The sequence below is a fragment of the Pseudomonas sp. WT-JTC genome (genome assembly GCF_056711565.1).
The window spans coordinates 2,096,497-2,121,674 of sequence record NZ_CM160042.1; the positions used below are offsets into that span (position 1 = coordinate 2,096,497).

At 50.3% G+C, this 25,178-nt stretch carries 21 protein-coding genes and 4 pseudogenes; 7 read left to right on the top strand and 18 right to left on the bottom strand.

The annotated features are described in order from the left end of the window. Positions 1-1,014: 1,014 nt before the first annotated feature. The 5 genes from AC06G5_RS09495 to AC06G5_RS09515 form a co-directional block, all read right to left on the bottom strand. Complete coding sequence (locus AC06G5_RS09495; RefSeq protein WP_480459311.1) at positions 1,015-2,079, bottom strand: polysaccharide pyruvyl transferase family protein; 1,065 nt, start codon at positions 2,077-2,079, stop codon at positions 1,015-1,017. Next, entirely contained in the window at positions 2,076-3,341 is a 1,266-nt protein-coding gene (locus tag AC06G5_RS09500) for an oligosaccharide flippase family protein (protein WP_480459313.1), read from the bottom strand. Before AC06G5_RS09500 ends, AC06G5_RS09495 begins: the two co-directional genes overlap by 4 nt. A 160-nt stretch (positions 3,342-3,501) precedes the next feature. Further along, positions 3,502-4,620, bottom strand: coding sequence for a non-hydrolyzing UDP-N-acetylglucosamine 2-epimerase (gene wecB, locus AC06G5_RS09505; protein ID WP_480459314.1), 1,119 nt, complete (start codon positions 4,618-4,620; stop codon positions 3,502-3,504). A 337-nt stretch (positions 4,621-4,957) separates the two neighbouring features. Further along, positions 4,958-7,183: a polysaccharide biosynthesis tyrosine autokinase gene (locus AC06G5_RS09510; protein ID WP_480459316.1), complete on the bottom strand. Its 2,226-nt coding sequence runs from the start codon at positions 7,181-7,183 to the stop codon at positions 4,958-4,960. A gap of 37 nt (positions 7,184-7,220) precedes the next feature. Further along, on the bottom strand, positions 7,221-7,661 hold the full coding sequence (locus AC06G5_RS09515) for a low molecular weight protein-tyrosine-phosphatase (RefSeq protein WP_480459317.1): 441 nt from the start codon (positions 7,659-7,661) through the stop codon (positions 7,221-7,223). 667 nt (positions 7,662-8,328) lie between these two features. Here AC06G5_RS09515 and rfaH point away from each other — a divergent pair. Both rfaH and AC06G5_RS09525 read left to right on the top strand, forming a co-directional pair. Further along, entirely contained in the window at positions 8,329-8,835 is a 507-nt protein-coding gene (gene rfaH, locus AC06G5_RS09520) for a transcription/translation regulatory transformer protein RfaH (protein WP_480459870.1), read from the top strand. 253 nt (positions 8,836-9,088) lie between these two features. Continuing rightward, positions 9,089-9,275: pseudogene (locus AC06G5_RS09525) on the top strand (IS66 family transposase); the annotation flags it as partial. A 51-nt stretch (positions 9,276-9,326) separates the two neighbouring features. Here AC06G5_RS09525 and AC06G5_RS09530 read toward each other — a convergent pair. The 4 genes from AC06G5_RS09530 to AC06G5_RS09545 all read right to left on the bottom strand — a co-directional run bounded on the left by AC06G5_RS09530 (position 9,327) and on the right by AC06G5_RS09545 (position 13,307). Next, on the bottom strand, positions 9,327-10,721 hold the full coding sequence (locus tag AC06G5_RS09530) for an undecaprenyl-phosphate glucose phosphotransferase (RefSeq protein ID WP_480459318.1): 1,395 nt from the start codon (positions 10,719-10,721) through the stop codon (positions 9,327-9,329). A 357-nt stretch (positions 10,722-11,078) separates the two neighbouring features. Then, complete coding sequence (locus tag AC06G5_RS09535; protein ID WP_413421498.1) at positions 11,079-11,759, bottom strand: helix-turn-helix domain-containing protein; 681 nt, start codon at positions 11,757-11,759, stop codon at positions 11,079-11,081. A gap of 34 nt (positions 11,760-11,793) precedes the next feature. Next, complete coding sequence (locus AC06G5_RS09540; protein WP_413705333.1) at positions 11,794-12,537, bottom strand: EAL domain-containing protein; 744 nt, start codon at positions 12,535-12,537, stop codon at positions 11,794-11,796. A 29-nt stretch (positions 12,538-12,566) separates the two neighbouring features. After that, on the bottom strand, positions 12,567-13,307 hold the full coding sequence (locus tag AC06G5_RS09545; RefSeq protein ID WP_413421502.1) for a winged helix-turn-helix domain-containing protein: 741 nt from the start codon (positions 13,305-13,307) through the stop codon (positions 12,567-12,569). Positions 13,308-13,830: 523 nt separating this feature from the next. Between AC06G5_RS09545 and AC06G5_RS09550 the strand changes: the two genes are divergently transcribed. Next, the gene (locus AC06G5_RS09550; protein ID WP_413421556.1) at positions 13,831-14,664 is read left to right on the top strand and encodes an undecaprenyl-diphosphate phosphatase; all 834 of its coding nucleotides are present in this window, start codon (positions 13,831-13,833) and stop codon (positions 14,662-14,664) included. Between the two features lie 57 nt (positions 14,665-14,721). Here AC06G5_RS09550 and dusA read toward each other — a convergent pair whose 3' ends face one another. Further along, entirely contained in the window at positions 14,722-15,726 is a 1,005-nt protein-coding gene (gene dusA, locus AC06G5_RS09555; protein ID WP_480459871.1) for a tRNA dihydrouridine(20/20a) synthase DusA, read from the bottom strand. A gap of 50 nt (positions 15,727-15,776) precedes the next feature. Here dusA and AC06G5_RS09560 point away from each other — a divergent pair. Next, positions 15,777-15,994, top strand: a pseudogene (locus tag AC06G5_RS09560) (hypothetical protein); the annotation flags it as partial. Positions 15,995-16,335: 341 nt separating this feature from the next. On the opposite strand, the gene AC06G5_RS09565 reads toward AC06G5_RS09560, so the two are convergent. Beyond that, on the bottom strand, positions 16,336-17,979 hold the full coding sequence (locus AC06G5_RS09565; protein ID WP_480459320.1) for a hypothetical protein: 1,644 nt from the start codon (positions 17,977-17,979) through the stop codon (positions 16,336-16,338). A gap of 194 nt (positions 17,980-18,173) precedes the next feature. On the opposite strand from AC06G5_RS09565, the pseudogene AC06G5_RS09570 reads away from it, so the two are divergent. Then, positions 18,174-18,356: pseudogene (locus AC06G5_RS09570) on the top strand (IS5/IS1182 family transposase); the annotation flags it as partial. 159 nt (positions 18,357-18,515) lie between these two features. Here the strand turns inward: AC06G5_RS09570 and rffA are convergent. The 7 genes from rffA to AC06G5_RS09605 all read right to left on the bottom strand — a co-directional run bounded on the left by rffA (position 18,516) and on the right by AC06G5_RS09605 (position 24,318). Then, positions 18,516-19,655 carry a dTDP-4-amino-4,6-dideoxygalactose transaminase gene (gene rffA, locus AC06G5_RS09575; protein WP_413421506.1) on the bottom strand — a complete coding sequence of 380 codons (1,140 nt, stop codon included), beginning with the start codon at positions 19,653-19,655 and terminating at the stop codon, positions 18,516-18,518. Between the two features lie 126 nt (positions 19,656-19,781). Continuing rightward, entirely contained in the window at positions 19,782-20,195 is a 414-nt protein-coding gene (locus AC06G5_RS09580; protein ID WP_480459321.1) for a class I SAM-dependent methyltransferase, read from the bottom strand. Between the two features lie 17 nt (positions 20,196-20,212). Next, a complete protein-coding gene (locus AC06G5_RS09585; protein WP_413421509.1) occupies positions 20,213-21,175 on the bottom strand; it encodes a lysylphosphatidylglycerol synthase transmembrane domain-containing protein in 963 nt (320 codons plus the stop codon). Positions 21,176-21,312: 137 nt separating this feature from the next. Further along, positions 21,313-21,549 carry an acyl carrier protein gene (locus AC06G5_RS09590; protein ID WP_057715611.1) on the bottom strand — a complete coding sequence of 79 codons (237 nt, stop codon included), beginning with the start codon at positions 21,547-21,549 and terminating at the stop codon, positions 21,313-21,315. Between the two features lie 293 nt (positions 21,550-21,842). Continuing rightward, a complete protein-coding gene (locus AC06G5_RS09595) occupies positions 21,843-22,469 on the bottom strand; it encodes a hypothetical protein (RefSeq protein ID WP_413421510.1) in 627 nt (208 codons plus the stop codon). Beyond that, on the bottom strand, positions 22,469-23,365 hold the full coding sequence (locus AC06G5_RS09600) for a DapH/DapD/GlmU-related protein (protein ID WP_413421512.1): 897 nt from the start codon (positions 23,363-23,365) through the stop codon (positions 22,469-22,471). Before AC06G5_RS09600 ends, AC06G5_RS09595 begins: the two co-directional genes overlap by 1 nt. A 2-nt stretch (positions 23,366-23,367) precedes the next feature. Continuing rightward, entirely contained in the window at positions 23,368-24,318 is a 951-nt protein-coding gene (locus AC06G5_RS09605) for a glycosyltransferase family 2 protein (protein ID WP_413421514.1), read from the bottom strand. Between the two features lie 371 nt (positions 24,319-24,689). Here AC06G5_RS09605 and AC06G5_RS09610 point away from each other — a divergent pair. Both AC06G5_RS09610 and AC06G5_RS09615 read left to right on the top strand, forming a co-directional pair. After that, a pseudogene (locus AC06G5_RS09610) lies at positions 24,690-24,812 on the top strand (DUF6124 family protein); the annotation flags it as partial. A gap of 105 nt (positions 24,813-24,917) precedes the next feature. Beyond that, entirely contained in the window at positions 24,918-25,139 is a 222-nt protein-coding gene (locus tag AC06G5_RS09615) for a hypothetical protein (protein WP_413421516.1), read from the top strand. Positions 25,140-25,178: the final 39 nt, after the last annotated feature.

Sequence of the window (25,178 nt, forward strand, 5' to 3'; positions counted from 1 at the left end):
TCCGTGACCAATCATTTTTGTGATTAGGTTGTCGGTTAACCAAATGTTGATAATGTTTGCTGCAGTGTAGGTCCTGGCCATGGCCGACCTATCATCAAAGTCATTTACAGCTATGGAGAAATAAAAATAGATAATGGCGGCAGTGGCAACAATAGCGATTGGGATTATTCGTCGGAATGATTTTAAGTGCCGCTCAGCGTAAATGCTAAACACACAAATAGCTAAGAGTATGAAGATGGTTCTGTTCTCACTCAGATACAGACAAAGGATTGATAAGGAAGCCAATCCATAATCAGTCAGTTTTTTTTGTTGTTGGTGATAATAGTATAAAAAAAGCCAAGAAAATAAAGCAAGTCCATACCAGTTAGGCTCTAAAAAAAAGCCTCGCATACGGGTCCCTAGATTCCCTTTGTTTGCATAATAGCTGGAGTCCAGTCCCCGGAGTTCTAATTGAATATTAAATATGTTAATAAAAAGGTATTGTATGAGTCCCGTCGAAACCAATGTAATAACTGCAAGTTTAGAGAGTTTGCTCCAGTTAACGTACGCGTACACATGGTTTATGAATATATACATCAGTGCATAGATGGCTAAATAAGACAGTATGGCAAAGTATACGTCTAAGTTTTTTGCTAAGGCTATGTGAGCTATTGAATATATAAGTAAGATTGATGTAGGTTTGTCTAGGAGGTTTTTAGTCAGAAAGGGTTTGTTTGAATTGATGTTATTTAAAGTGATTAGTAGTAATGTTAATAGCCCAATAAGTATGCCGGGCTGCATAAATATTGGGCCGACAGGGATTTTAAGTACACTGTCAAAACATAACAAGAAAACCATTGCGTATACAATATAGCTCAGTTTGAGCTTTATTCTTATCCCTTGTGGGTAATACCCTCCTTTATTCATATCTGCGCCTAGGAATCATGGTCATGTTATTAGATGATGTCGTGCCATCGGATAGTGATCTGATCCTTCGTCTGTACACGATTTTAATAAGCGCGATGGTCACCCTAATCATTGTAGTGCTCGGTCTAAAAAATCCTGAGAATATTTTATAAAGTCTAACAGTTTAGATTTGTCGTATTTTTGCCAAATGTTTCTACTCTTAAGTTCGTCGATATTATCGTAAGCGACGCAGCTTAAGTCTGTTTTATTTAGCAGGCTTAAAGGCCTGGCGTTTTTTTCATCCTCTAGGTGCGTTACAAATACTAATGGTTTCTCAAAGTTGAGCGATAGTGCGGTGCCGTGGAATGAGTTGGTGCAAACTAATGTTGCTGATTGAACTATGCCTATCCAGTCACTGGGTGAAATATCCAATAAGCAATGATCTGCTGCACTGATGGGTTTGTCACCAATGTGGTAAACAGGTAAACCCGTCATGTTCTTCAGGGTAATTATAAAGTCGTTTAGTTTGCTTCGGGTGCTCTCGGAGCTGACCTCGTATGAAACTATATATTTCCCAGCAGGGACGCGCTTGTAGCTCGCAATGCCGTCATATTTGCTAATTAGGAATGTTGGGTCAATAACTAACTCAGGGGAGTGGTGGAGTTTATTCTCAAAAAGATCTAGTTTGAGATGTTGTTCCCTAACTCCAATGCTGTCAAACGACCTGGTATATTGGCTCAGTTGTGTATGGTCTTGGGATAGCGAGTTTCCACCTGCGCTTGCCGCATACGCTATTTTTCGTGCACTGTTAGGTGCGAAGTTTAAAAAGAAAGCAGGGTCGTATTTTTTTCCTGTGATGAACTTATTCCATATTTGATCGCTACCGCAAACTACTGCGAAATAATTGTCAAGTTTGCGAAAGTCTTTTTGGCTCGTTACGCTATGCGTAGTTAGCGCTAGATGTTTTTTTGTGAATTGTCTGAATTTGTATAGTCTTTTGTACTTGAGGATTGTCTTGCCTATGCCTTTGGCAGGGCGAAGAATTTGGTAAGATAAGTACCATGGCTTATAGTTGATAATTTCAGAATCAAATCCTTTGCTTAGAATGTAATTTTGAAGGGCGTAGGCTTGCAATACGGCACCATGATTTAATACCCCATGAAATGTTAGGGTGTATACAGCTTTAGCGGTCATTGTTTACTGTCCTTGAGGAAAATTGCATCGCACTGTAGGTGCCATATGTATTTGTATTTTTTTATAAATATGTTGGAGGCAACATTGCTTAGTAGCATCGCTGAAAGCGTGGATATTGCTGCGCCTTCTATTCCCATTAATGGGATTAATATGAAGTTCAGAGTGGCTCCTAAGATTAAGGCCATGATCGACTTGTAGAACACAATGCTTGAATTGTTATCGGCTATAATTATTTGCGAACTGGCTGCCCCTAGAGCTATTACAAATGGGGTCAAGAAAGATATTTTTAAAATGTTTTCGGCCTCCGCATATGCCTCGCCATAAAGTATGCTTATGATGTACTTGCTCGCACCTAATAAAATTAATGACATTGCCAACCCAAGAAATGCAATGTTGCGTATGTATTTCATTCGCGTGTTTTGATATTCAAGACTATCTTTCGTTAAGCGGAATATGGATGGGGAGTTTGTTTGGCTAATGAGCATTGGGGCTATAGAGAAAACAGTAATGATGTTGGCGGCAGAACTGTAGATTCCAAGTTCGTAATTGCCAAGCATGTACTTTATCATTATTTGGTCTATTTTCTGAAGAAGTATGACCACGAAGCCAGATAGTACAAGCGGTCCGGACTCTATGATGATTGATCGTATACTAACGAGGTCTGGTTTTGTAAACTTGAATCTATAAGCGACTTTGTACATGGCAAAGCCTAGTATAGACACCATTGCTGCATCAAATATTCTTATGTATATATATGAATCTATTGTTAGGTTTTCGTTAAAGAGGCAAAGAAAAAGGACGAATGAAGCAATAAGAGAGATAGCCTCAACAGCACAGTTGGCTATGTTGTTTCTATTTGCTATGAACGCATACTTGAATACTTTTAGGCTGGAGGCGATAAATATAACGGAGTACAAGGCTAAGTAATTTTTCCAACTGATGTTGGTATCTGTAACGCATGAAAAAAATGTTGTGATTAAAAAACCAGCTGTACTGAAAGAAAGGCAAATGGCTATGGCATTTATTATGATTTTATTTTCATTTTCTCCCATTGAGATTTTTTTTATCATCACGTCTTGAACTCTAAACTCAGTTATTACACCCATTACTGTTGCTACTGATATTATAAAAGAAAGAGTTCCGAAGTCTTCCGCACCTAACGACCTTGCACTAATAACATTGAGTATGAATATTTTACCTAGTTCAATGCCTTTCGATACTAAAGAACATAGTTGGTTAATTATTCGGTTGCCGATTAGCATGTGATGGCAGACTCTTCAATTTGATTTTTTGCGGCCGCCAAAGAGATAGTGCTCGGGTGGACGCAAAGGGTTGTTTTATTGCCCGACAACTGTTTACGGTTTGCTAGATGTATTTTTTAAGTGAGATAGCCGCTGAGCAAAGCAACAGCGGCTAAGCGGTTTAATGTTTGAGCAGCGCTTCAAGAATGCGCTGGCAGGCATTACCGTCGCCGTAAGGGTTATGGGCGCGACTCATTGTTTGGTACGCGGCTGTATCGATCAGCAATCGGTTCAACTCGCGGGCAATATCGGCAGTTTCGGTGCCGACCAGTTTCACCGTGCCTGCGGCAACAGCCTCTGGCCGCTCTGTGGTATCGCGCATCACCAGCACGGGTTTGCCCAGTGACGGCGCTTCCTCCTGGATGCCTCCGGAGTCGGTCAAGATGATATGCGCACGGCTCATCATGTGGACGAAAGGCAGGTAGTCCAGGGGTTCGATCAAGTGAATGTTGTCAATGCCGGTCAGTAGGCGATTGACGGGCTCGCGCACATTGGGATTCAGGTGCACGGGATAGACGATGTCAACCTCTGGATGTTGCTGGGCAACCTCCATCAACGCCTGACAGATGCGTTCGAAACCGTCACCGAAACTTTCCCGGCGATGGCCTGTAACCAGGATCAGTTTTCGAGCAGGGTTCAGGAAGGCCGCCGGTGCAGAGGCTTGGGCAAGCAGTGCCTGGTCCTGATCGAGACGCTTGACGACATCCAGCAGGGCGTCAATCACTGTGTTGCCAGTGACGACGATAGTGTCTGGATTGACGCCCTCGCGCAGTAGATTGGCTTGTGACGTTTCGGTTGGCGCGAAGTGCAGGTTGGCCAACGCCCCCGTGAGCTTACGATTGCCTTCTTCCGGCCACGGAGAGTAGAGGTTACCCGTGCGCAAACCGGCTTCCACGTGCGCAACCGGAATCTGCTGGTAGTAGGCCGCGAGGCTGGCAGCAAAGGTGGTGGCGGTATCACCGTGAACCAGCACGATATCGGGTTTGAATTCTGCCAAGACTTTTTTCAGGCCCTGCAGGATCGCGCTGGTTACATCGGTCAGGTCCTGGCCGGGTTTCATGATGTTCAGATCGAAGTCCGGCTCAATGGCAAACAACCCCAACACTTGATCGAGCATTTCACGGTGTTGGCCGGTCACGCAGACTTTCGCCTTAAAGCGTTCATCTGCCGCCAGCGCCAACGCCAGTGGAGCCATTTTAATGGCCTCAGGACGGGTACCAAAAATGCATAGGGTCTTCATAGGGCGATCCATTGCTATGTTCGTAGCTGAAGGTGGAGGGATATTTGGACTGACTAACAAATGTCGTTTCAGATCGATGCTGTATAAAACAACGGTGAGCCAACCTTTGTTGATCCAGAGAAATGCGCCGAATTAACGGATAACCATCGACGTGGGGTACCACGAATTTGATTTTTTCCACGCTACCGCCCCAGGATTAATTGCCAGTCCCTGAGAGCGTTATTATTTATTAATGTGTCTGCGTCTTTTTTAAGCTGCAGGTAGCAAGGTGGAGTTGATATGGCTACCGCCATGCACTTCTGCTCGACGGTAGCGGGATTAAATAACGTTTAGTTAACTAAACGTTCTCTGATTTATATTCGTAGTTGTAATAACCATAGTCGGCGTAGCCATATTTGGCCGAGGCGCGTTTTTCAACGCCATTGAAAATGGCGCCTTTCAAATCAATGCCATTTTGAGCAAAGCGACGCATGGTCAATTCAATTTCACGAACCGGGTTCAGCGCAAAGCGCGTCACAATCAAGCTGGTGCCCGACTGGCGACCGACAATCGCGGCATCCGTCACCGCCAGCAGCGGTGGAGTATCCAGAATCACCAGGTCGTACTGGGTACTGACCTGGTCCAGAAAGGCACTGAAGTTTGCGTGCATCAGCAGTTCTGAAGGGTTGGGCGGTATTTGTCCGCGGCCGATAACGTCAAGGTTCTCGAATTCGGTTTTATTGATCGCGGTTGCCAGGTCGCAGCGCTTGACGAGTAAATCTGAAAGGCCGTTTTCAGCGGGAGTTCCGAATACTTTATGCAAATAACCTTTGCGCATGTCCACGTCGATCAGCAATACACGCTGCCCGGTCTGGGCGATGACTGCGGCGAGGTTGGCGGAAACGAACGTTTTACCTACCTTGGGGCTCGGGCCGGAGATCATCAGGCGATTATTGCTGGCTTCGAGCATGGCGAAGTGCAGACTGGTGCGCAGGCTGCGCAATCCTTCTATCGCCAGGTCAGTTGGGTGGCTGCTGGCCAGTATGGGGGCAGCGTTGTTAGCGCGACCTCGGCCACTTCGGAGGATTTTGCTTTCTTCAGTTTTTTGCAGTGCGCTGAAAGGAATGGATGCGTAAACCGGCAATCCCAGCTGTTCAATTTGATCCGGATTTTCCACGCCTCGGTTAAGGGCTTTGCGAAAAAGCACCAATGCAATCGCCAGGAAAGCCCCGAACAGGGTGGCAATGAGTACGATCAGGGCCTTCTTGGGTTTAACGGGCTTGCGTAGATCCACATCGGCGGTATCGATCAAGCGCACGTTGCCCACGGTGCCGGCACGCATCACATCCAGCTCCTGGGATTTATTCAGGAGCTGGGTATAGATTTCGGTGCTGACTTTTACATCGCGGGTGAGGCTAAGCAGTTCTTGCTGTGTTGAAGGCAGGCCCTCGACTTTTTTGGCCAAGCCATCCTGCTTGGCTGTCAGCTCGCCCAATTGACTGAGCAAGGCCCGATAGGCGGGATGCTGACGGGTGAACTTGCGATCCATTTCCGCTTGCTGCAATTTCAATTCGGAGATGCTGGTATCCAGCGCCACGATTTGATCGAGAATGGCCTTGGCTTCCAGGCTGATATCGATGGATTTACTACGAATTTGATACTTGTTCAGGGCGTTTTCGGCTTTTTCCAGATCTTTACGGACCTGAGGCAATTGATCGTTTAGAAACTCGAGGCTTTGAGCGGCTTCGGCCGATGTCCGCTCGACATTTTGTCGTACATAGAGCTTGGCGATTTCATTGAGGATTTGAATGGCTTCAGCCGGTTCCTCGCTTTCAAGAGCCATTCCGATCATGCCGGATTCTTTACCGCGCTCTGATACATCAAGTACCTTTTGGTACTTCAAAATACTGGTCAGGCGTGGGTCACGCACGATATTGAACGTAGTACCAGGATTCGCCTGCAACACTTCGACCTGCAGTTTAATGCCGTCTTTGTCATAGGGTTGCCCCACTTGGCCTTCGACCAGGACATTGTTGTCTTCATCCAGCAAAGTGAAGCGGCCACTTTCGCCACTGACGAAAGTTAGTTCTTCACCCAGAAGCTCTTGTGGGAGCTCAAGCTGGAATATTTTCAGGGTTTCACCACCCCAGGCAAAGCTATTCATGCCAAACCATGGCGTCGCAACCGTATTAACTGCGTCTGGTTTGAACCGACGAGCAATAAATTCGCCAATCACCGGAAAACGGTTCGGCTCGACAGTGATATCGAGCGATAGATTCTCGACAACCTTGCCGATGATGGCACGCGATTTGATTAATTCGATTTCGGTGGTTGAAGGTGACTCTTTACCCAACATGCTGTTGATATCGGAGAAGCCGAGCATGTCATTCTTTTTTGCCTCTACCTGTATCAAGGCAGTTGCCTGGTATACAGGAGTGGCCAGGACCGCATAGGCCGTGCCAACAGCCATGGAGACAGCAGTGATCCCGGCAATCAACCATTTATGATCGACCAGTGTCCCGAGTAGGCCCATCAAGTCGATTTCATCATCGTCATGTGAGGTTAATGCTGGAGTTTGCTGCATAAGTGGGTTCTTTTTTAACAGGTATTCGAGGAATGGTTTAGCGTGCGAGACGCCTTGCCCAGGCGGTTACTGCTTCTTCAATCAACGCGTATGCATGCACAAAAGCGGGTTTGCCCTGACGGTAGGGGTCGCTGATTTCGCGGTTGTCCTGCCATTTGCCCAGCAAGAGGACCTTGCCTCGCGCTTCAGGCGCGATCTTGAGAACACGGTCTATGTGCGACTGCTCCATCACCAGGATCAGGTCCGATTCGCTGATGGCTGCGTGGGTCAGTTGATTGGCTTTGTGCTCTTCTGGCAGATGGCCATGCTCTTCCAGTACGATCCGGGCGGTGGGTTCGATCGGGTGATCTTGTAGTGCGCCAAGACCTGCGGAGCTAACTTCGATATCGGACTGCCCCAGTGCTGCTCGTAACAAATGTTCGGCAGTGGGGCTTCGGCAAATGTTGCCAATGCAAACGATTAGAATCTTGTTAAACAAGGCAACCTCCCTGGAAATTTCACACTTGCGGTGATCGTGCAATTGGAAAGACTGAAACTATGCTTTTCTTCAATGGCACTTTTGTGACAGCTTGCAGCGATTGGGTGTGTGCCTCTTTCCGTGAGGAGTTACCGTGCTGAATGAAGCTTTTGACTGCTAAGACTCTGGCCTGCTGGAATCCTGACTTGGAGCGTGCTTGACAGTTTCTGTGCTAAAAATCATAACTGGCAACCCACGACAACATCAACCATTAAATGCCACGCAAATATTGAATGCATATGGCGAAAAAAATTCCATATATAAAGTCAGATATTAAATAACAGTTAAATAACATTATTGGTTCTGACCTGACGATTTATAACGTTTTTGGCTTTTTTGTGTTGTCCCGTATTGGAGTGTGTTAAATTTCTTGATAGGTAGTTTGATGCTGAAGATGTTCGGGGTTTTTGCCTTGGGCGAAGGATTCTCTGGCGTTCGTGTATTGCTAATAAGCTTCGCATGTTTTTGAGGGGTTAAGTTTCGATGATCGGCCAACTCCGTTTTTCAGGTGCATTTCCATCCTTGGGAGAAACCCGTCGCAAGATCGATGAGAAAACCACGGAGCGACTTGACCACATAGGTGCAGAAGGGGCTGATTGTGTCCATCCATAGTGCTTCGGCTGTTCAAATGACCTTGCCTGAGGGTCTCACCTCTAGCGCATGGTATCTGGTGCAATGCAAGGCGAGCCAGGACGAGCGTGCAGAGATCAATCTGGTAAACCAGGGATATACCTGTTTTCGCCCTACGCATCGGCGCGAGCGTGATTTGCAGGGGCGCAGGAGGGTTGTTCGCGAATCGCTGTTTCCGGGTTATCTGTTTATCCAGCTCGGCGCAGGTGAGAGCTGGGCGCCTTTGCGTTCTACCCGCGGTGTATTGCGAATTGTCAGTTTTGGAGGCAAGCCGCTACCCGTAGGTGATGACTTGATCGCACAACTTCATGAGCACGATAGCGGAGCCTCTGTGGAGGCCCGGTTTGCTTGTGGAGAGCGGGTGCGTATTAACGAGGGGCCTTTTGTCGATGTGGAAGCGATCTTCCTGGCGATGGAGGGCGAGCAGCGAGTGTTGCTCCTGATGACATTGCTTCAACGTGAGCAGAAAATCAGCATGCCCCTGGTTGGTATCAGTAAGCATTGACTCGGAGCATTGCTCCCGGCCAGCCAATCAACAAGCAGATAGCGTTCTGGCAACAAGGTCAGTTGCCCCCGTCTTCACTCCTCCCTCCCCAGTAGGCATTGAGCTTTATTCACAGCGCCAGGAAAGCAGCGGTCTCAGCCAGGGCCGCAGCTTTGCGGCATGGCTGATGCTCCTGTTGGCGAATGCAGTGTTTGTCGCCACGCGATTACCCCGGCCCCACTTTTTTAGCGGACAACTGCTGCTGTTGCGCCTGCCTGAAGGTAAGCCCGGGCGTGCCGGTATCGCCCTGAATCTGGTCAAAAATCTGTACGGTATCGAGCGGAGACTTAAAAGAAGTTGGCGATGAACATCGCCAAGAGAGCCGGCAGCAGAACAACCTGCCGGTGTTGGTGCAGTTGCAGGTATGGCTGGAGAAGGCCCTGCCTCAAGTGACGGCGCAAACGCACTGGCTAAATGGTTTGCGCCCCCCTGGTTAACCTGCAGGCGCACCCTCAATAAATGTCTTTTGACAGCAAGGTGAACGGCGTCTTCACCAGGATTTTCACATCCAGCCACAACGACCAGTTATTGATGTACTTGAGGTCGATCTCGACGCGCTTCTGCATCTTGTCGATGGTGTCGGTCTCGCCGCGGCACCCGTTGATTTGAGCCAGCCCGGTGATCCCCGGTTTGATCCGGTGGCGAGCCATGTAGGCGAGAATCTTGCCGGAGTAGTAGTTATTGTGCGCAACGGCATGAGGACGTGGTCCGACCAGCGCCATATGACCTTGCAAGACATTGAACAGCTGCGGCAACTCATCGATGGAAGTGCGACGGATAAAGCGCCCGATCGGGGTGATCCGCGAGTCGTTACGACTGGCTTGCTTCACCTCGTGATCGTCATGCACACGCATGGAGCGAAACTTCCAGACTTTGATGACCTTCCCGTTCCATCCGTGGCGGTCCTGTTTGAAAAATACCGGACCATGGGAGGTGAATTTGACGGCCAGGCCAATGATCAACAGTAACGGGCTTAGAGCGATAATGGCCATCAGCGCCACGCTTTTATCGAGCAGGCTTTTGCTCAACGCGGCAGTGGGTTGGCTGGTCAGTGGGCATTCAATCAAGTGGATTGCCGGCATGCCATCCACGTCACTGACCGAGTGATTGAGCAGCGTCAGGCTGTTCAAGTCCGGGACCCAGACAACATCGACGTTGGCATCCAGCAAATCGACATACATTTCTTCGATTTGTGCCGCTTCGCTCAGGGGGAGCGTGATGTACAGGCGTCGGATGTCATGCGTCTTGATCAGTTCGAGCAGTTCGTCTTGCGGGCCTACGACAGGTAATGCGCCTGTCTCCGGCAAAGGCGTGGTGTCGGAGCTTACCAGGCCGACCAATGGGAAGTGCTCGAGGGCACGAAGCTTGTTGGCCAATCCCAGCGCGAGCTCGCCAGTACCCACAATCAGCGTTCTACGCTCAATTTGACGCGCCCGTTGGTAGTACTTTGAAAAACCATGCAGCGGGACGTACAACAGCGCCTGTCCGATGTAGCAGCAGACCGCCCATATCAGAATGATTTGACGAGAAAACAGTTCATTGGCCTTGCAGAGAAAGGCGACAATAGCTAACGCTGCCAGTGTCATTGACCAACCCATCAGTAGTCTTATCAACCCCTCCAGGTAATTGTCCTTCTTTGCATAGACGCCGCACCATGTATAGGCCGGAACCGATGCAAGCACAGTAAGCGTTGCGCATACTCGATAATAGAACTCTACCGTTCCATTCTGGTAATAAACCAATAGAAGTAACAGGGCGACTACAAAGCCCTGACCCAGTGCCCACTGTCCCCAGAAGGTCAGTCCTTTGAGGGTGGTATTTCGATTGATACGAAGATTGTTAACCATACGGTATCCCCAAAATACGTCCATTCGTGTTTCGACAGACAAGAGCCAAAATCAATGCAGTAAGAGTTATTGTTCATATTAGATGGCGGTGCATTGACGATCGAAGCGCCAAAATAGCGGCGCAGTCATCAGTGGGTAGATTAATTTATTGGGGCGAGCACTGTCTGACGACTTTTAACGAGTGGTTTCTGTATCTGGTTGATATGTCTGGGCGAGAAGGGCGTTAGAAATAGTCTGGATTCAGCTTTTATAACGCGGATTTACAGGTGGGTGCTGAGGGGGCATGGAGGGGATAAAATGGCGTGCTTTATTGTTGTTGTATTGCACTGCCGGAGCGAACCATTTTAATTGTTCAGGCTAGATTTTTACGCGTACGATTTTTTGTATCAGGCAGTACCCGCGATTCCTGACTGCACGAAAAAGGCGTTCGCCGTTGCTGGCGTTTTTAAACTTTTCCTGTAATCGGCTCAGGCACATTTCCAGACCCCGATATTGCTCAGGTTCTCTGCCGATGCTACGGATAAGGTCCTCCTTGCTGACCACGCGATCATCATGGTGCAGCATCTTTTTAAGCAGCGTGGCCTCAAGGCCGGTCAAGACAATTTCCACGTCATCTTTGATCAACGCGCCGCTGACATCGCTCAGTCGCCAGGTTTCCGCCACCGGAACGTGCGGTTTGGCCGGTTGGGAGACGCATTCCCTGGTGTCATCTCTGGAGTTGACTGCGGTTGATGTGAAGTGAGTAAATTTCGTTACGGATTGAGCGGCTTGCCATTCGGACTTGAACGTCGAAAGTACGCGCTGAGTATCATGCTTGATAACCGGAGGAACCATTCTGGCCACTTGCGGGGAAATGAGTTCCATAAGCTTGGGGGCGGAAGTGGGTGGAGCAACACCTTCAAAAAACATCTTTGCCTGTGACGTGCCGTAGCTGTTGTATCGCTTGCTGGACAGTAATGCCTCAAGCTCTAGTTGTAGTGCGGGGTTGTGGGTAACCACAACAAAGTATTTTCTGGGGAGGTTTGTGCTGCTATCCATGGCTCTCTCCTTAGGTGCACGTCTGGGTGTTGGTTCAAAGGTTGTCGGCAGGGGAGTAATGACTCCCCTGGAAGTAATCAAAGGGCAACGCGCGAGCCAGTATATGGCTGGCAGCATGCTCGACTCTGTCCGCTATAAAGGAGACTTTTGTGTTGTGAGTGAGCATGGTCATGCGTTCGTGCAGGCGATTGAATAACTCTGGGTTGCCACTGAGCTTGAGGCTCAAGTCTAGAGAGGAAATCGGGATCTTTATATAGTCGAATAAATTCAGGGTTGTAAAGATTTCGATACTTTCATCGTCGATTTTGTAGTCGTCGAACGCGATTTCTATGCCGTGATCTTTCAACAGATATATGTTGTGAAGGATTTTCTTTTTTTCAGCAAAACTGATTGCCGAGAGGGGGAGTTCATTGAGTGCGATAACCAGCGTCTGGCCGAATTCGCGCAGAGCGGCGCCGGTCTGTATCAACTCTTCCGTGAGTGCGGAGTTGGCGAGATCCGACTGTCCTACGCAAACAAATCTACGGCTCAGGTATTTATTTCCGTTAGCCGTGTTGCGGTCTTTCAGCGAAAAGGCAATCAGCCTGGTTTGCATCAGTACTTCACTGTAGATCCCACTCATCTGATACGGCTCAGGCGCGCAAGTCGCGGAAACAGAGTCGTCAAAATGTATTCTGATCTCGCTGCCAAACGGGCAGTCATCCCGAGTGAGGATCAATTGTCGAGACAGGTAATGCTCTGCGTGATCATAGATTGGCACGCTCCCTGTTGCGCTCATAATACAGAAACTCCCTTCTACATTAAAAATCAGGTTGTCGAGATCAGACCCCTGATTAAACGATATCCATGCCCGCGGATGCTTTGAATGGCGTTGGTGCCATACATGCCTTTTATTTTGCCTCGAAGGCGACTGATCGACTTTTCCAAGGCTCTTGGGTCATAAAAATTTATATTCAGCCCCATGATTCTGGCGATTTCATCATGGCTCAATATCTGGTTTTTTGTCTGAGAGAAAGCCTCAAGGATTTTCATTTCTGCAAACGATACATCCAGTTTTTTATAGTCGCCAATAAGGCACATGCGAGTGGGGTCCAAAAGCAGATTATGCTTTTTTTGCCATTCTGGACTGTTAAAAAATTCGGACAGCGCGTCAGTATTTTCGTCTGCAGAAGTGTCGCAATTAATACAGTAGTCGGCCCCGGCAAGATAATATTTCATCTTGTTGTAGGTGCCTCTGCCGGTGATGGCTATGGAAATTATTGACGCCAGATTTTCGGCGCGAATATTTTCTACCAGGGTGAGGCTTTCAACAAACGCTTGTGGGCTGTCGATAACGATAAAAATTGCCCGGTACGAATCAGGACTCTTGTTTCTTTTGAGTGGGTTGCTAAAGCACATTGTATCAACGGCAATATCCTTGCCTACGTGACTTTCGACTAATTCCCTGAAGCCCTCAGCTAGCGTATGGGTTCGTCCAATGGTGAGAATACCTGTCTCCTCCTTCACGTCACTGTGGCCTGTAGTCGTTATTTTCCCTGTAAGCATCATGCTTTGACTCGGATGGGTGCTGGCATTTGAATGTTAAAGCACCAATTCTCGTTTGTGACTGACAATTGGTAACATTTCACTGTTTTTTCAGACGGTCGTCTCGTTTTTTTAACATTGCCGGTGATTCTGGCGTGATCGGTTGCCCGCCTGTGGTTCGAGATGCCTAATCATCGATGGCAATCTCGTGATTTGACATGGTATAGCGATGTGCCATCTTTTGTCCCGGCCCCCGCATTTTCGCACCAATACGACCGTGCATGTCGCTAAAGTTCCCGTTACTTGAGTTTTTTTGATTGGGTGCCATGAGGCTGCAAGGATTTGTTGTCTTAAGTGCGGGGTATTGCTCTTGCTTGACTCGGTACCATCCAATATTAACTGTTATATAACGCTCCTGTTGGTGGTGTCGGTCATGGACGTTTCATAACATAGAGTTTTATTAGTCGGCCTAATGCGCTTTACTTTCGTGTTGGCGTTGAATTAGAGCGAAGGCGCCGCATTGGTATTTGTCGATGAGGGGGGATTGATGGATCTTTGGACAACCATAACGGTGTTGATTTTAGGGGTGGTCGAAGGTCTGACGGAGTTTTTGCCTATATCCAGTACAGGGCACCAGATTATTGTCGCGGACTTGCTCGGCTTCGGCGGTGAGCGAGCCATGGCCTTTAACATCATCATTCAATTGGGCGCGATCCTCGCGGTTGTCTGGGAGTTCCGCCGCAAGATTCTCGAGATCGTTACCGGCTTGCCGACCCAGCGCAATGCACAGCGTTTCACCTTGAATCTATTAATCGGTTTTCTCCCGGCAGTGGTCCTGGGGGTGTTGTTTGCCGATAAGATCCATGAGTATCTGTTTAATCCGATCACTGTAGCTGTGGCATTAGTGGTGGGTGGCATCATCATGTTGTGGGCCGAGCAGCGGGAACATGTGGTGTATGTCGACCATGTTGACGATATGCGCTGGACTGACGCCCTCAAGGTCGGTTTCGCACAATGCCTGGCGATGATTCCGGGCACTTCGCGTTCTGGATCGACGATTATCGGTGGGTTGCTGTTTGGTCTGTCACGTAAGGCTGCCACGGAGTTTTCGTTCTTTCTGGCGATGCCGACCATGGTCGGTGCCGCAGTGTATTCAGGCTATAAGTATCGGGACCTGTTTCAGGCTGGCGACCTGCCAGTGTTTGCGCTGGGTTTCGTCGCGGCGTTCTTTTTCGCCATGATCGCCGTACGCGGTTTGCTCAAGTTCATCGCCAGCCACAGTTACGCCGTATTCGCCTGGTACCGGATCGGATTCGGTTTGCTGATTCTGGCAACGTGGGTATTCGGTTGGGTTGACTGGAGCGGGGCTGCAGCGCTCTGACAATTGCACCAGGCTTGCAGGACATGCAGCCTGGTCCGCAGGGGGCGCGGTTAACCGTTAACACCCCTCAAGCAGCCCCGCCGCCTGATCCAGCAAGGCCAAAGGCTCTTTGGCCTTGTGGATATCCACCGACAACAACTGCCGGAACTTGCGCGCCCCCGGGAACCCGGTGCCCAGCCCCAACACATGTCGGGTGATGTGGTGCATCGAACCACCGGCATCGATATGCGCTGCAATATAAGGCCGCAACTGCGCCAACGCCTCGGCGCGGCTGATCACCGGCGCCGTGCTGCCAAACAGCTGTTGATCCACCTCGGCCATCACATAAGGGTTGTGATACGCCTCGCGGCCCAGCATCACGCCATCGAAGGTCTGCAAATGTTCGTGGCAGGCTTCCAGCGTCTTGATCCCGCCGTTGAGAATGATCTCCAGCTCCGGAAAGTCTGCCTTCAATCGCGCCGCCACGTCATAACGCAGGGGTGGAATGTCGCGGTTTTCCTTGGGTGACAACCCCTCCAGGATCGCAATCCGCGCGTGCACGGTAAAACTGGTGCACCCGGCATCCCGCACCGTGCCGACGAAATCACACAGCTCCTCGTAGCTGTCCCGCCCGTTGATCCCGATACGGTGCTTGACCGTCACCGGAATCGACACCGCATCACGCATCGCCTTCACACAATCGGCCACCAACTGCGGATGTCCCATCAGGCACGCGCCGATCATATTGTTCTGCACCCGATCGCTCGGGCAGCCGACATTCAGGTTCACCTCGTCGTAACCATGCTCCTGCGCCATGCGCGCACACGCGGCCAGGTCCAGCGGCACGCTACCGCCAAGCTGCAACGCCAGCGGGTGCTCGGCCTCGTTGTGCCGCAGAAAACGCTCGTGATCGCCATTGAGCAGGGCACCGGTGGTGACCATTTCGGTATAGAGCAGGGCGTTCTTCGACAGCAGACGCAGGAAATAGCGGCAGTGGCGGTCGGTCCAATCCATCATGGGCGCAACAGAAAACCTCCTGGATACCGAATTTGTTGGATAGGCTAGGTTTTCTGTGGGTTTCATCGGCATTTAGCTACTTCTCATTTGCTACGACTTACTACGGTTTTTGCTTAATGTTGAGAGAGCCTTGCTGCAATGTAGCAACGCAAACCACTCGTGCAGCAAAATCCAAGGGATCAATCACCGTTCGCAAGCGCAAGAATGGCTCTGCAGCGTACACCGCACAGATCCGCATCAGGCAAAGGGTGTGACAGTTTATCAGGAAAGCCAGGCTTACGATCGCAAGACCACGGCCCAAGTCTGGCTCGGGCGGCGCGAAACTCAGTTGGCTGCTTGCCGAGTTTGGATCGATTGTGCCGCAAGGAGTCACCCGCATTGCTACGCGACCCCCGAGTCGTAATCGAAGGTGCGGCTTATGAGCTACCGGTCTCGTTCCGGCAGCTTATAGAGCGATTGATCGAGCACTTTCAGGTGCTGGAAAAAGAAGTCGAGGAGATGAGTCGCGGATCAAGGCATGGCACCGGGCCGACGAGATCAGCCGCAATTGAGGCGTTGACCGGCAGGGAGCGTCCATATGCACCGGCATGCTTGGGCGCGCGATTACCTGATGCGTCGAAACCCCTCGGCCTCCCGTTTCCGGGGTGCCGAGAGCAATAAAGCCGGTAACGCCAGTCAGATTTTACTGAAATTGACACAGCAGTAGCCCATATCGTCCTTCTGCTGCGCCTGCCGGAAATCATACGGCACCCATTCGCAGCGCGTGACCAGGCCTGGGCTATTCAGTCCTTTGAGAAATGGCAGCAGCCTGCCGTTACTCAAGTCGCCACCGTAGCCAATCTCAGACACGTAGAGCACGTGGATAGGTTTCTTGTCGCGCAAAAAGGCAAAATATGTCATGTGGTCCACTACGACATTTTCTGCCGACTCTGCAGGGATGCCACATGACGTCCCCAGCTTACTGATTGAATCCAAATGAAGCTGAGTCCCCAGCACCGGAATCGAAAGCGGCTGCCCTGGCAAACTCGATTGAGCGAAGGAGGAGTTGCGTGTAATGCCAGGGGTCACGAGGGTTAACAGTGTCACCATCGACGCCATGGATAGCAGCAACAACAGTGAATAGGCTGTTAACGTGAGGGGGTTACTCGGCTTCACTGCGCGCCGGGAATGCATCAAAAGGGCGGTGATGATGATCGACACAGGCATGAATTGAATGCCTGCATAAAAATTCTGGATGTTGTAAAAAAACGCATTGATTAAATCCGCGCCGACCAACAACAGCGCCAGCACGACAGGCGCAGTTACTTGGCGGCGAACCACTTGCAACAGAAATACCAGGATGCTTACAACGTGGATTCCGATAATAAACGCGTACAGGGAATAATAAATGGCAAGATTGAGGTACGGCAACGATTCAAAGCTGTCAACGATAGGAGGCAACCAGCCTGATTGAAAAGTGGCATTAAAGGTCAGATGTATCAGCAACCGGTCAGGAAAGCTTATTAAATTGTTGTATGCGGCGCTGACAAACTCAACTGGTGCAGAGAACAACATACCCGGTAACAATGTGTTGGCCGCCAGCATTTTTTGAATGTACGGCGCATCCTGACAGCCCGCCAGCGCATTGAAATAGTGAAAGTTCTGAACGCACAGAACTACGACGAACAGCCACAAACCATAGCGAATCGCTTTGTGGTAGTTTGCCGTCGCCAACCACACGGCCGCTAGCGCGAATGGCGCATAGAACATGCTCTTGGGGTGCGAATAGAAAAATAACGTCAGCAACAATGCAAGTCCGGCAGTCATCGCCACCTGCGCGCGCGCAGACTTCCGCTCCTTGAAGAAGAGTGCCAACAAACAAAACACCAGGATCGGCAGCATCAGAAATTGTTCAGGACGCGACAAGACCCACAGATAGGGTAGGACACCCAGTGAAGCCACCGCGACCAATCCAGCGAAACGCTGAAGAGCCCCTCCAGCATCACGCGCCTGCGTCAAGCACCAATAAGCGAGCAAGGCAAACCAGATCAGCGATAAAGTAATACCGCTCACTCTCAAGCCAAAAGGACCCAGGTGGGCATAGATCGCCGACAGTAATATGCCGGCCGGATAGAATATCCATGAAACTGTCCGCCCTACAGTTGTTGTGCATTGTGGATAAAGAGTAACTGCATTCCCGCCCTCCAGAAAGAGCCGCGCAACCCTGAATTTTGTCATGACTTCATCGGAGTAAACCGGAAGAAATACCCCGCTGAGTAATACAGCAAAGAACAATGCCAGAACAATTATTGGAATTTTATTTGTTAAAACATCTCTCATTCTTCAACACCCGGTCGATTTAAAAATCGATTATTCCATCTTCGTCAGTAAAGGTTTATTAATCGGTGCCAATGATAGCCCAATCCCGGCGTTGGACCTACATTGCATCCATCGAACCTGAAAGCTCTCTGGAAACCCCGAGTAAGTCCTTGGATGTGCTGAAATGCGCTCTGACTGCCTGAAGCGAGCCCCGCATGAGCGAGATGAGATTTTCCGACTTCGAATATGCCTGCAAGTGTGAGCAAACCCGGCATGAGCGTTTTCTGGCTGAAATGGATCGGGTGGTGCTTCATCTGCTGCAAAACTGGTTTGCATTGGGCGATCCGGCGATGGAAGAGGCGTTTTATAAAATCACTTCGTTGCGCCAGTTCAGCCGGTAATCCCTCATTTTTAGTACTCGCCAGAAGTAGCGGTCAGGTCATTGGTGTGCTGAGCGGTTAGTGCATTTAGCTACTGGTAACGATGTACCGTGCATCCAATGTCATGGGTGCAGCTACGCAGTGTGCAGATCAGCAATTGCACGCTGCGTGTTCCCTTCAGGAAATGGCGCGCTGTAGCGAGTCGACGATACCTGCCTGTTGCTCCTTTGTCAGCCCCACCCACAGTGGCAAGCGAATCAAGCGCTCCGACAGGGTGTCTGTATTTGTCATCGCGCCATGTTTTCGGCCGTAGCGCAGTCCTGCCGGTGAGGAATGCAGCGGAACGTAATGGAACACCGGGTGGATATTGTCGTGTTTAAGCTTCTCTAGCGTGCGTTGGCGATCGATGCCGGGAGCAAGCAAGACATAGTACATGTGTGCATTGTGTGTGCAATCTGCCGGAATGATCGGGCGGCGTACTGCACCTGTCAATTCAAGCCCTTCGAGCACTTGGTGATAGTGGTTCCAGCTATCCAGGCGATTTTGTGTAATTGACTGTGCCTCTTCCAGCTGCGCCCAAAGAAAAGCGGCGGTCAATTCACCTGGCAGGTAGGAAGAACCGACTTCCTGCCAGGTGTACTTGTCCACTTCACCTCTGAAGAAACGGCTTCGGTCGGTACCTTTCTCTCGAATAACCTCGGCGCGTAATGACAGTGCCGGGTCGTTAACCAATAGCGCGCCCCCTTCGCCGGATATCACGTTCTTGGTTTCGTGGAAGCTATATGCGCCCAGATCACCAATACTGCCCAAGGCTCTTCCTTTATAGGAGGCCATGACTCCCTGCGCAGCGTCCTCAACCACGTGGAGACCGTGCCGGCGGGCGATCTCCATAATCGTGTCCATTTCGCATGCGACGCCAGCGTAGTGAACCGGAACGATTGCCTTGGTGCGAGGTGTAATCGCAGCCTCAATCAAGCGCTCGTCCAGATTCAGTGTGTCGTTTCTGATATCGACAAACACCGGTATTCCACCGCGCAATACAAAAGCGTTAGCAGTGGAGACGAAGGTATAGGAGGGCATGATGATCTCATCCCCAGGTTCAATATTCAGCAATAGGGCTGACATCTCCAGAGCAGCAGTGCAAGAGTGCGTCAACAATGCCTTTTCGCTGTTGGTGTGCTGTTCAAGCCACTGATGGCAGCGTCGAGTGAAGGGGCCGTCACCAGCAAGCTTATTAAGGAACTTCGCTTCTGCAATATAGTAAAGTTCCTTTCCCGTCATGTAAGGGCGATTGAAGGGAATTTTAAAGTCGCTCACTGTAGGTCTCCAGATTATCGTTTTTTGGCTAACAGCAAGAGTGAGCCGCCGAGGGGAAAGGTGATACCTGCCTTCAAAAGGCCAAACTCTATCTTCATAACGAACTCAAGGAGTCGATTGGTCCGGTCAGAAATATCGAGCTCGCTGTTTACTTCCGCATTTTTTTGACCGGGGCGCTGTCGTGCCAGCCACAGCCAGCGATGCTGGGGGGGCGGTCTGCAATAGCTGGCCATCCTTATGCGGTGCGCGGGAAAGATTCGCCAGCACCTGTTCATCTTCATCGATATGTTCGATGACATCAAAAGCGCCAATTCCATCAAATCGCTCGGCATCGTTCATGGCACGCGCCTCCAGCTTTTCTAAGCTTGCGCTGGGCACGTGTCGACGTACGTGCATCAGGCCTTTATCGAAAGACTCGGTGCCGGAGAGTATCGTTTCGGGATACTCCTGGTGAATCCCTTCCAGCACAAAGCTGCGTGCCTCTGCCAGGGCAAGCGCCTCAAAGGCGGACTTGGGGAACGGGGTGCGATCTGGGGGCATCAATGTGGCTCTCTGTTTTAGTTTTTGTCCTTCTGGCGATTTTCCCGAATAGTATCCCACAAATAAATAAAGCCACCGCAAGTGGCAGGGATCAGCGCCATTAGAATGTAGTTTGCCAGGGAGGCGCCCACGGCTATATTGGCTGGTACGTCCAGTAGGCCATAAAAATAAACAAAAAAACCTTCGCGTACCCCAAGCCCGCCCACTGTTATTGGAACCATGGTCAGGATGGCGATGACTGGATAGAGAGCAAAGTGCTGAATGAAGGGGATGTCATAGCCATAGGCACGAAATACCAGATAAACTACCGATATCAGAGATATTTGATAACAGCAGATAAAAAGCAGGGATGACGTGAGCGCCTGCCGGTAGGGGAAGTTTATCGTGCTGGCATGAAGCTTTTGAATATACACCAGCAATAGAGTAAGTAACGGGTTTTTGACGGTGCGGCGGCTATAAAGTGCATGAATTTTTTTGCTGGTCAATATAATCTGGGTCACTACTGCTATGCTGCTGACGACTCCGACGGTCATGATGAGCAGCGTGTAGTTGTCTGATGCAGGTAAGAAGGGCAGGGCAAAAAGGGTAAAGGTACATAACACCAATAGTCCAATCATGCGCTCAATAATTACCGTACTGCCTGCGGTACCCCGCTTTTTCGGGTGGCGTCGTTCGATGTGAAGCATACGAAAGGCATCCGCTCCCTGTGTTGAGGGTAAAATCAAACCTTGAAATTGAGATACCAGATTTATTTTCCAGAGGTTTGTTAACGCTTCGTCAATCGAATTGAGCCGCAGGAACACTTGCCAGCGGTTGGCAGAAAAAAAAGAACTCAAAGTGATTGGGATAACAGCAGCCAGCGCAAGGTAGTGCCATGCTGTAATGTCGCTGATTAATGCCGTTAGCTTAAGGTCAAATGTGTGTATGAGAAATGCATAGATAAAAATTACGATCAACAACTTCAAAAGCATTAAAGGCATGCTGGGTGCTCAACGTAGGAGGGTGACGCTAACGTTGTGTCGATAATAGGTTGGCGAGCCCTGTCACGGTCGAGAACAGCATGAGGGAGAGTGAACATACTGTCTGCCTCCCTCCCTTACATGACAAGGGATGTCGGTTATTGCAGTTTTGATTTTATGTAGTCGGCCAGGTCATTGATGGATTTAAGGTCTTCAATATCCTCGTCAGGGATCTCGATGGCGTAGTGATCCTGGATAGACAGAATGATGTTGAACATGCCGAGAGAGTCAATGCCCTGGTCGCTCAGGTTGATGTTGTCGCGCAGCGTTGAGGCATCTGCTACAACATCAGCCTGGGAAATAATGTTGATAAGTTGTTCTTTTGTCTGGGGCATGGTTAGTGTTTCATCGTGTAGGTGTTGAAGTTACCCCGGCCGGTACGTTTGTACTGCGGGAGGAGCTTAGTGGCATTGCTGGCAGTTGACGAGGTTGTCTGCAGGCCACTGAGCTGAACGGTGGTCATGTTGCCACACTCCATGCAACAAAGGGGGCCTGCTCTGTTGCCTGCTTCAAAAAGATGCAGGACATTAGCATCTGTCGAGAGAGGTGTGTAGTGTTGGCCGTCGAGCCATAAGCCTCGCTGAATTGGTACCTCGCCTTACTGCAAGGTTCGTATGCTGGCGGTAGGCTACTCGACTTTGAGGGCACTGAAATAGAGCATGCCGATATGATCTGCATTGAGCTGGATGCGACTACGGGTCAATCGGGTGCCCAGCGTCTGCTCAAGTGTCAGCTCTACCCCGCTCAAGCCAAAGCACGGCGGCCACTTCGGGCTTTCCCAGCGACAGAAAACCCACTGGCTGCCACTGGGTATGCTCAACTCCTTGAGATGCAGTGCCTTGTTCATGGATACCAGTACTTCGATCGGAGAGAAGTCATCTGGCATGGTCGTCAGGCTCACTGACCGATGGGCGGGTGTGAAAACACATTGTTTTTCAACCAGTGACTCGTCGTAAGCACGTCGTGTATCGGCGCAACCTTCGCCTTGAATCAATTTGCCCTCATGATCAATACCATCGAGTTGAAAGGTGAAGGTAGCGACAGCCTCACCCGGCAATGATCGAGGGGTTGATCTCGGCCACCAGTGACAGGTGAGTAGATGTCTGGTCATTGTACTGATTCTGAAGTCCAGCTTTTCGATGCGTGCGTGCGGTGCGTGGCGAGTGATTGCCTGCATCGCGGCATTGAGCATGTCGGCCCCTTGTATGTAGGTTCGTTCGCCTTTGAATCCCAGTGATAGCTCGATGGAGTGCATCACTTTTGTTTCCTGAGGTGGGCTGTCATGTTGGTCCTGTGATTGATTGCGAAGTTTCCGGAGACGACGCTGTTTGGCGCGATGTCGCCGATGACGACCGAGCCCATTTTTATTTGTACCGCGTCGCCAATCACAAGGCCCTGTGCGATGGAGCAAGAGGCACCAACCCATGCACCGGCCCCCAGGCGTGTGCGTCCTGCAATAACAGTATTGCCGGAAATCACCGAGTTCTTGCCAATCACGGCGCCATGACCAACATTGGTCATGATGCCGATCTGGCAATTTTCGCTGATGGTTGTCGGTTGCTGGAACAAGGACCTGGCGATTACTGCGCCAGCAAGTATCTGGCAACCCGATTCAATGCGTACACCGCCCTGATGTTTGACCACCATCAGCGTGCCGTTGTCGTTGCGTAGCGTGATCAAGCCCTCGGCGCCTACCACCGCATTTGAACCGATGTAGACATTGTCCCCGATCTCGACAGGGCCTTCGATCACCACATTTGCTGAAATTTCGACATTGTTACCCAGTGTGGCCAGTGGCGAGATAACGGCGCTGGGGTGCAGCGTGCAATTTTTGCCGATGGTCGGTGCTTGCGCAGTTGCGCACTTTTTTTCTTCACTCAAACGGTTGTAGAGGTGAAAAAAAGAAGCGCGTGGGTCGGCACAGAACACAATTGATTTTTCAGTCGCTAATTCTTCATTTTTCAAACTTTCGGGGCACAGGGCACACGCGACGTTGGGTGTAGCCAAGGCTTTTTGCAAATAGTGCAAGTTCTGACAGTACACCAGTGCGCCAGGTGTTTGCGCATCGATTTCGTCGAGGTGTGCAAAGACCCCATCGTTTAAAATGTGTTCAGCAGGGAAGTAATCCACGACGCGGTAAGCGGATGTCATCATTACTCCACATGCTCTTCAATAATGGGGAACTGACTAAGGTGGGTTGCATTTTCGACCAGTCTTCCGAGGTACTCGCCTTGCACACCCAGTGCCAGAAGGATGTTACCGGCGAGGAATGACAGCAAGATCGCCAGCGATGCCCAGCCTGGTACTACATGATCGGTCAGGAGGGTGCGCAGCAGAACATACATGGCGAAAAAAATGCTCGACGCGCTGACCAAAAAGCCCCAGATCGACACATAGCGAAGTGGCAACAGGGAATAATTGACGATAAGGAACGAAAGCGTTTTGAACATCTTGCCAAGGGTGTAAGTGCTCGGGCCGCCATCGGCGCGCGGCGCGTGGCGAATGCTCACGTTCGCCATCATGCTGACGGGCACCGAATTAAAAAGCATCGCGGCGATATGTGGGTGGGAACCCTGATACCTGACGAGCTGTTTTGCCACCTGTTGACTCATGGCCCTGTAGCTCGAGAGGCTGAAACCGGTCGGTTTGCCCATGACCTTGCTAACCAGTTTCTGGTTGATGCGCGAAGCAATGTTGCGCCAGGCGCTGTGCTGTTTTTCAGCCATCGGGATCTTTCCGATGACGACATGCTTGCCGGCTTGAAGTTGATCAATAAACAGTGGGAGGTCTTCGGGGAAACACTGAAGGTCATCGTCGATTGTCACGACAAAGCGTTTGCAGGCATAGCCGATGCCGCACAGCGTGGCATGTTGTTGCCCCTTGTTCTTCGCGAAGCGAACGACTTTGACTCTGCGGTCTTGTTCGTGAAGTGCCAGAGCTGCAAGCCACGTCTGGTCCGGGCTCGCGTCATCGACAAGAATAATCTCCCAGTCGTCGCAAATCTGATCAAGAGTCGCGCGCGCGCGTTCGTAAAATTGCGGGAGCGTACTAGCGCTTTTATAAACGGGTACCACCAAGCTTACTGAGACGGTTTTATTATTCACCTTGAGCCTCATCCTGATCATTCGATTGTGCGATGACGCATGCTGCTAACGCGTCCTGCCTGGACTTACAGGCTTGTAGAGTTGTTGTTTGCTACTTGGCATCACGTGCAGAGGGGGGGATGCCATATGCCAACCGATTGGTAATCCTCAGGGAACCGGCCACCGAACACATGAACTGCATTACCGCTCATGTAAAGTGGGCCATCAGGCTCTACCAGCAACCAGGTGTCGGACAACTGTGTACAGGGCACCGAACGAGGCATGTTGATAGGTCGCTTAAAGGCGCGGATTTTAAGCTATGGGGGGAAGGGTGTCACGGTGCTGGAACCTTTACCTCTCGTTTTCAATCTGTTCGGGGTGTAGTGGTCTTCAGTCTGGCGTTGTCGATTCAGCAACTGGCTGTGGTGGGGGAGTTGTTAGTGAATCGAACATTGGACAATGTCGATCCGCAAGGCAGTGGGGGTGAAATATCGCCAGGTGCACACGTTTCCTGAACCAACGCTGTCGCCCCACAAAATTTCATGATCCCCGGCACAGACGAGGCATAGGATGACCGCCAAATGTCATGTCCCCGCGCCTCAATCCACAGGAGTAGAAAAATGATCGCAAACCTCGTCAAAGTTTCGCTGATCGCCGGTGCTTTGTTGTTGAGCGCCTGTTCGGGCGTGAGCTCCCGTAGCGATTATTCGGTCGACTCCGTGCAGCCAGCCGGCTTTGGTCCGGGGCCGACCAGCAGCAACCCCGGCAAGATGAATTTCCATGGCAGTGCGCTCGGCAATAGCTTCGGCGAATACGGCTCGGGTTTGCTGCACGACGACTGATACGGGAACCGCAATGAAGAAGGGCGCTCCTCTGGGAGC